Origin of the sequence: Photobacterium makurazakiensis (genome assembly GCF_050336715.1) — a bacterium.
GTDB classification, from domain to species: Bacteria; Pseudomonadota; Gammaproteobacteria; order Enterobacterales; family Vibrionaceae; genus Photobacterium; species Photobacterium makurazakiensis.
Map to the genome: position 1 here is coordinate 1 of NZ_JAKJSJ010000113.1, position 7,153 is coordinate 7,153.

The 7,153-nt window shown below is 42.4% G+C and carries 7 protein-coding genes; 1 reads left to right on the top strand and 6 read right to left on the bottom strand.

Annotated elements, in window-relative coordinates:
- Positions 1-39 precede the first annotated feature (39 nt).
- The gene (locus L4D09_RS28190; protein WP_428460861.1) at positions 40-693 is read left to right on the top strand and encodes an outer membrane beta-barrel protein; all 654 of its coding nucleotides are present in this window, start codon (positions 40-42) and stop codon (positions 691-693) included.
- 77 nt (positions 694-770) lie between these two features.
- Here the strand turns inward: L4D09_RS28190 and L4D09_RS28195 are convergent, their stop codons facing one another.
- From L4D09_RS28195 to ihfA, 6 genes are all read right to left on the bottom strand, one after another.
- Positions 771-2,561 (bottom strand): M3 family oligoendopeptidase, encoded by a 1,791-nt coding sequence (locus L4D09_RS28195; RefSeq protein WP_428460862.1) that lies wholly within the window; start codon positions 2,559-2,561, stop codon positions 771-773.
- Between the two features lie 35 nt (positions 2,562-2,596).
- Complete coding sequence (gene btuD / locus L4D09_RS28200) at positions 2,597-3,385, bottom strand: vitamin B12 ABC transporter ATP-binding protein BtuD (RefSeq protein WP_428460863.1); 789 nt, start codon at positions 3,383-3,385, stop codon at positions 2,597-2,599.
- 12 nt (positions 3,386-3,397) lie between these two features.
- Complete coding sequence (btuC, locus tag L4D09_RS28205; RefSeq protein WP_428460864.1) at positions 3,398-4,390, bottom strand: vitamin B12 ABC transporter permease BtuC; 993 nt, start codon at positions 4,388-4,390, stop codon at positions 3,398-3,400.
- 114 nt (positions 4,391-4,504) lie between these two features.
- Positions 4,505-5,140, bottom strand: a complete 636-nt coding sequence (locus L4D09_RS28210; protein ID WP_428460865.1) for a sugar O-acetyltransferase — start codon at positions 5,138-5,140, stop codon at positions 4,505-4,507.
- 136 nt (positions 5,141-5,276) lie between these two features.
- Complete coding sequence (locus tag L4D09_RS28215; RefSeq protein WP_428460866.1) at positions 5,277-6,320, bottom strand: succinylglutamate desuccinylase; 1,044 nt, start codon at positions 6,318-6,320, stop codon at positions 5,277-5,279.
- Between the two features lie 251 nt (positions 6,321-6,571).
- A complete protein-coding gene (ihfA, locus tag L4D09_RS28220; protein ID WP_428460867.1) occupies positions 6,572-6,868 on the bottom strand; it encodes an integration host factor subunit alpha in 297 nt (98 codons plus the stop codon).
- Positions 6,869-7,153: the final 285 nt, after the last annotated feature.

The window sequence follows — 7,153 nt, forward strand, 5'->3', positions numbered from 1 at the left end:
CCCCATACATAACCATTATAAATACAATTAGGATATAGAATGAAAAAGTTAATGTTACTACCGCTTGCGACCATTTTAGCCTCAACTTTTGCTGTGCAAGCAGCACCTGCAAGCATGACGCAGAACTTTGATTACATCTCTGGTGGTTTTCAATACAGCAGCTTCAACGAAGACCTAGTTTCTGAAGCTAATGTAAACATGAACGGTCTTTCAGGTAAAACGACTGACAGCGCTGCAGGTTTATACCTGCGTGGTAGCTGGAACTTTACCGATAACTTCTTCTTTGAATTCCGAGGTGATGCAGCGGCTGCTGATGACATGGTTTTCTCTAACGGTTTGCTTGGCCTAGGTTACTTCATGCCAATGAGCGAAAGCTTCACAGTATACGGCCTTGCTGGTTACGCGAACTCTCGCTATGACCTTGATGTTAATACATTTATTGGCACTATTGGTGGTTCTGAAGAACAATCGGGCCTAACAGCTGAAATTGGTGCGCGCTACCAAGTGATGGATCGCTGGACAATTGAGCCTGCAGTTCGCATGGCAGCTTATGATGATACGATGTACGAACTACGTCTTGGCAACAATGTTAAAGTGTCTGAGCACATGAGCATTGAAGCTAACCTGTCTCGTAATGACTACGATGCATTCGCGGAAACAAACTTCCAACTAGGTGCTCGTTACAGCTTCTAATTGCTAAATCTGATATAAAAAACGGCCTGACAATTTATGTCAGGCCGTTTTTGTATCAATTAACATTAACTTTCAGGCTAGTTTTTTAATTGAGTTAACCGTTGTTCCAGTTCGTCAACTTGCTTTGCAACCATGTCGATACTTTGCTGCCAGAATTCAGGCTGCTTAATATCCATCCCTAAGTGTTTTTCCACAACCTCTTCCGCGGTCATCGAGCCTGTATCACGTAATAATGCTTTATAGTCGTCATAGAATGAATCACCTTTAACTTCTCGCTGGGCGTAAACGCCTTTGCTGAAAAGGTATCCAAACAAATAGGGATAATTGTAGAAACTAATTTCAGCAATGCTGAAATGCAGCTTACTTGCCCAAAACATGTCATTGGTTTCTTCCATAGCATCGCCATACCAGGCTTGCCATTTTTCAGCCATTAATTCTTTAAGCTGCTCTGGCGTCAACTCCCCTTCCTGACGCTGTTCGTAAAATGCTTTCTCAAACTCATAACGTACTGGAATATTGATTAATAGAGCAAGTGCCGACTGGGCTTCTTCCCACAGCATCTGTAATTTATCTTGCTCACTTTTCGCTTTTTCCATTAACGCGTCACGTACAACGTTCTCGGCAAAAATAGAGGCCGTTTCAGCCAATGTCATCGGATAACTCGATTGTTGGCGAGGGATCGACTTCATCACCCAATTATGGAATGCATGGCCTAATTCATGGGCTAGCGTCAAAACATCAGACATACTGCCGCCCCATGTCATGAACACTAACGGCGTACGACTGTCGGCAAATTTAGTACAAAATGCCCCTAAACGTTTATTGGGCTGAGGTGCGGCATCTATTAATTTTTTCGCAACCATCATATCGACAAAGTCAGCCATCTCAGGGTCAACATCCGCGAATGCATCTCGAATAATCTCGATACCTTGATCAAAACTATAACAATGCCCTTCTGTCCCTTGTGGTGCTGGCATTGATGCCATTTCATCCCAAGGTTTCAGTTTTTTGGTACCAAAGAGTTTAGCCATTTGCAGAGCAGCTTTTTGACCGACCGAACGATTCGCTTTTGCTGTCGCCATCATTGCATCGAGCGTTGCGTTATCGATTCGACCTTGATGTAACGCTGGTGACAAAAAGTGTACCGGTGCTGTATGGCTCCGCTTTTCATATTCAGTCAAACGCCCACCAGCTAATGCATTCAAAATAGCCGCGAAGCTTTCTTGATGTATCGTCATCGCCTCAGAAATTGCTTTCCATGCAGGTTCGCGACGTAGTGAATCTGGCCCATATAACAAACTTGCCGCCTGAGAGAGCCCTACTATCTCACGACTCCCATCAGGAAGTACCAAGGTAACTTTTAAGCTTCCTGTTAAGTTATCGTATAAACGTCCCCAGGCGTTACGGCCATCAATGTTCATTGCTGACAGTAATTGCTCTTCTTCAACCGATAGCAATTGATCTTTCAATAAGCGCTCGCGATCTAGCTGAAAGCGGTATGGCAATAAACCCTCACCAGCTAAAAGCGTTTCGTAAGCTGTTGCCTCGAGATTTATAACTGCTTGCAGGAAAGGATTGAAAGCTTGCTCAAGCTCAGAGGCAAGCTTATCTACTCGCCCAGAAAGTTGCTTAGCAGGAACATTAGTGGCATCAACAGAAAGAATGCAATTTGCGTAATTAGAAACTGTCGAGACTACAATTGAAAGATCGTGATCCAATGATAGAGCATTCGCCAGATCTGGTATGGAATCAACACTTAGACTATTAAACTGCACAAGTCGCTGTGCTACGTTTGATAAATCAAGGTCTATTTTGGGATCATCCAGATCCTTATATGCAATTGAAAGATCCCAGCTAGGAATGTGCATTTTTTCTCCTTAATACTTAGTAAGACAGTAGAAGATTAATCCGTAAATAATAAACATGCTTGGCCATCATGATTAATTCTTTGTATTTGGGTCGCAAATACTTCCTCTAATGTCTCAACTGTCATTACTACTTCAGGCTTTCCTTTTACCACACATGAACCATTATTTAATAATAGGACTTTATCTGCTTCTTTTAAGCTTCGATTTAGATCATGGTTTGCCATGACAACCGCGATACCTTTGTTCGCAATCTGCCGAATTAGCTTATACATGGTTGCTTCTTGCCCGATATCGAGTGCTGCAGCCGGTTCATCCAGTAACAATAATTTAGCGTGGGGATTTAAGCTTGGCCAAACTTGCAAACACGCAGCCGCTAAGCGAACTCGCTGCCATTCACCACCCGATAGTTGCTGAATATTGCGGTTTAGCTTATCTGATATTTTCAAAGCACCGCATATCTCATCCAGCGCTTGCTGTATTTTATCTGAATCTAGCTCGCCAAGTGCTGATAATGATAACGACAAAAAGTGATATACACCGACTGAAAATGCTGGCTTATCTTGTTGAGCAAGATAGCAACGAATTTGCGCCAGCATTTGTAAGTCGTATTCTTTTAGCGGGGTACCTGCGAGTATGACTTCGCCTTCCGGTTCCACTAACCCGGACAGCATGGAAATAGCGGTACTTTTACCGCTACCATTTGGGCCAATTAGGTGAACAATTTCACCTTCTTTAACCTCAAACGAAACAGGTAGTAAACGTGGCGGCATTGACAAATTTTTTGCCGAAATGACAACAGGCTTACTTTCTTCACTTTGGGTCATATTCAGCCTCATTTAATCAATATGTGAGCGGAGTAGCATCCAAATAAATACTGGAGCCCCAATGCTGGTGATAACAACCCCAACAGGTAACTCAGCCGACGGCAGTAAAATTCGAGAAAGTGTATCGGCCAGTGCTAACAGCAATGCGCCAGTTAACGCAGATAGCGGCAAAAGGTAGCGATTTTCAGTACCTAAGCTTAAACGAAGTAAATGAGGAATAACTAAACCGATAAAACCGATCACTCCTCCTAATGCAACCGATGCACCTACTAATAACGAAACAATTAATATCAAACGCCAACGAAACGAAGCTACGTCAAGGCCTAACTGCTTAGCTTGATTCTCTCCAAGCATTAATAGATCTAGTTTCTTACCTTGCAGACATAGCCATATCAGTACGGGTGTGACGATAGATAATAAAATTAACTGCGACCAGCTTACCCCAGCGACGCTACCCATCAACCAGTACATCAACATTCGTAAACTCAGATCATCACTAAAATAGAATGCCCACGTTACTACGGCACCAGAAAGAATACCCAAAGCTACGCCTATCAGTAATAAACGAGCAGTAGATACTTTCCGACGGCGCGAGAGCCCAACCAACACCAAAGTAAAACACAATGCACCAATCATGGCTGCAGCCATGGTTAGCATAGGGCTTGGTACAAAAGGCAGAGCAAACATTAATATGACCAAAGCCAAACTAGCACCACCAGAGATGCCCAACACGCCTGGTTCCGCGAGGGGATTACCCAGCAATACTTGTAACACGGCTCCAGAAGCGGCGAGCGACGCCCCAATAGCTAAGGCTGCAAGCAAACGCGGTAGCCTTAGTTGAAGTAAAAGCTGCTGCTCTAATAAACCTTCAGGCATCCACGGTAAAATAAAAATCTCACCAACAGATAACGATAAGAAACATGCGATAAGCAATGCTATGCCAGCGAAGGTGAAACCTAAACGCCACCTCGCTTGACGACGGGAAAGAAGTTCATTTAACAGCATGAAAAAAACACAATAAAAATAGACGCTTTACCATACCGTTTCAATGTTCAAATGGAAAGCCAGCACAACAAAGAATACCGCAGAATCTAAGCAACTCTACTCACCTAGGCATGGTTATAGGTCAATTTTCATGTCTTTATAATAATACTCTTTATCTCGGTCGTTTATGCTTCGTAACACACGGCAAGGGTTACCAACTGCCACAACATTCTCTGGTATATCTTTTGTCACAACACTTCCTGCTCCTATCACCGTATTCTCACCGATGTGAACACCAGGAAGTATCACGGAGCCTGCCCCGATCCAAACATTATTACCGATATGAACAGGAATATTAAACTGTGCAACTTGCCGACGAAGATCTGGATCTATTGGGTGCCCCGCGGTGGCAATGGTCACATTGGGTGCAATCATGACATGATCACCAATATAAATATCAGTATCGTCCACCAAGGTAAGGTTGAAGTTAGCATAAACATGATTACCTAAATGGGTATGTTTGCCCCAATTCGCCCGTAAAGGCGGTTCGATATAACAGCCCTCACCAACTTCAGCCAACAAGTCATTTAAAATCGCGGCACGCTTTTTACCTTCTGACGGACGAGTATGATTAAAATCATAGAGTATTTCTAAGCACTGTTCTTGCTCTGCCATCAAGTCTTCATCATCACACATATAGATTTTTTGACTTCGCATTCGCTCTTTTGTCGACAGTATTTGCTTTGACGCTTCATCATTTTTAGTTGGCATTTTCAGGCTCTCATTTATCACGGCTGTTCGCTACTATGCATGACTAATGCGCCTATTGAGAAGCAGTTCACTCATATAAAGTGTGGGCTTTGTGATATTGATAGAAATTTTATTCTGGTTTACCTAACATCCGAGCTTAGTTAGGAATGATTGTCACTTGGTCAACAACGTTGACCTTGGTTTCTTGGACAAGTAAACACGCGCGTTGGCCTATCGCTACATTTACATTTGGGAAAACAACTGACTCTCCCCCTTCTAGTGCAAAGTATTCGGTTTTATCATCACTGGCTAACTGCTTGCCATGCTCAAAAAAAGAAAAGTTCGCTTGGTTATCAGGGAAGTTAAATCTAAATGCCTCTGAATGCTTTATTAGCGTTCGGGTGACTTTATAAATACTTACAGTGCCATCATCCCATTTATCGATAACAGACGGTTGGGTGATCAATTTCACCGTCGCTTGATAGAAGCTTTCTAATTTTTCTAAGTCATTTTCACCAAAATCAGCGACACGGCCTAGCTCTAACGTTAAAGCCTGAGCGCTATAAAATTCTGCACTGAACCAACTAAATGTTGATGACGGTGTATTAGAAAGTAATGCAGCCTCTATATTCGCTACCTGCAAATAGGTAAAGAGATCAATATTTCTCGTCGGATTCACGGTGTAAGGGCTAACCGCAAACGTGTAATGCGCTGAACCTCTAATTGCACAATGTAGGTCTAAATGCCACCGGCGGTTCGTTGGTGAAGATAAATAGAAATGATCCACAGCATCCTGCAGGTGATTAGCCGTAATACAATCAATGTTTCGTTCTTCATTTCGAGTTTGAAATAACCGATTCATGTTCTCATCAATGAAGCGGGTTTTATTAATTATTGCTTTAGGGTGAGCGATAATCAGCAGTAACCGATGGCGAGGGGTTACGTCACTTTGTAAGATACATCGAGCAAGGCGTTGTACTAGCTCTATAGGGCTTGTTTCATTACCATGTACACCCGAAGATAATACAATACTTTTTTCATGCTCTAGAGGCTGTGTCGGCGTTATTTGTAACACACCTCTGGCTAGCAATTCACATTGAACACCTGATGCCGTAATCCACTGCCCTGACTCAAATACCATTTCTGAATTTAATGTAGCTTCTAGAAAGTTTCCTGCCTTCACCTGCTGCAACATGCTCATTTAACGTCTCCCTGTTAATCTAGCACCACCAAAGCAAAATATTGGGTGATTCCACCATCAACACTATATCGTAGAGTCAAATATTTGTAACTTAATTGTTATATGAAGTGTTAAATAGGGTAATTAAAACGTAGCAGATGGCAGATGGCAGATGGCAGATGGCAGATGGCAGAGTAAAATACAAAAAATAAACCCAAGCAAGTTCTACACATCTTGCTTGGGTTCTATATTATTTGCTGAAGCAGAAGCGATTACTGTTCGATTTCGATATCTTCTACGCGTGCTTTCAGTTTTTGACCCGGGCGGAAAGTAACAACACGGCGAGCAGAGATTGGAATATCTTCACCCGTTTTAGGATTTCTTCCTGGACGCTCGTTTTTGTCGCGTAAGTCAAAGTTACCAAAACCTGATAACTTAACTTGCTCGCCACATTCAAGCGCTTTCCTAATTTCTTCAAAGAAGACTTCCACCGTATCCTTGGCGTCCCGTTTGCTTAATCCAACATTCTCAAACAGGTTCTCAGCCAAATCGGCTTTTGTGAGCGCCATAGATAATTCCCTCAAGACTATGTTGAACGGATTGCAGCCACACGGAATGTATGACTACAGCGAATTAGTGAAGTAAGATTAGAAGCACGTATTTGACGTAATAAAGCGACTAAATGCGCACTCAATCTCAACTAGAGTCAAGTTTAAGCCAACTTGCTGATTTCCGCCAACTTTTTTACGTTAACTTGTTGTCAAATTATTGATTATTGGTAGCCAAAAACTGTCAATTCCATGCACCTAGTTGTGCTTAGAAGGCATAAAAAGCAATGATTTAATCTATTAAAT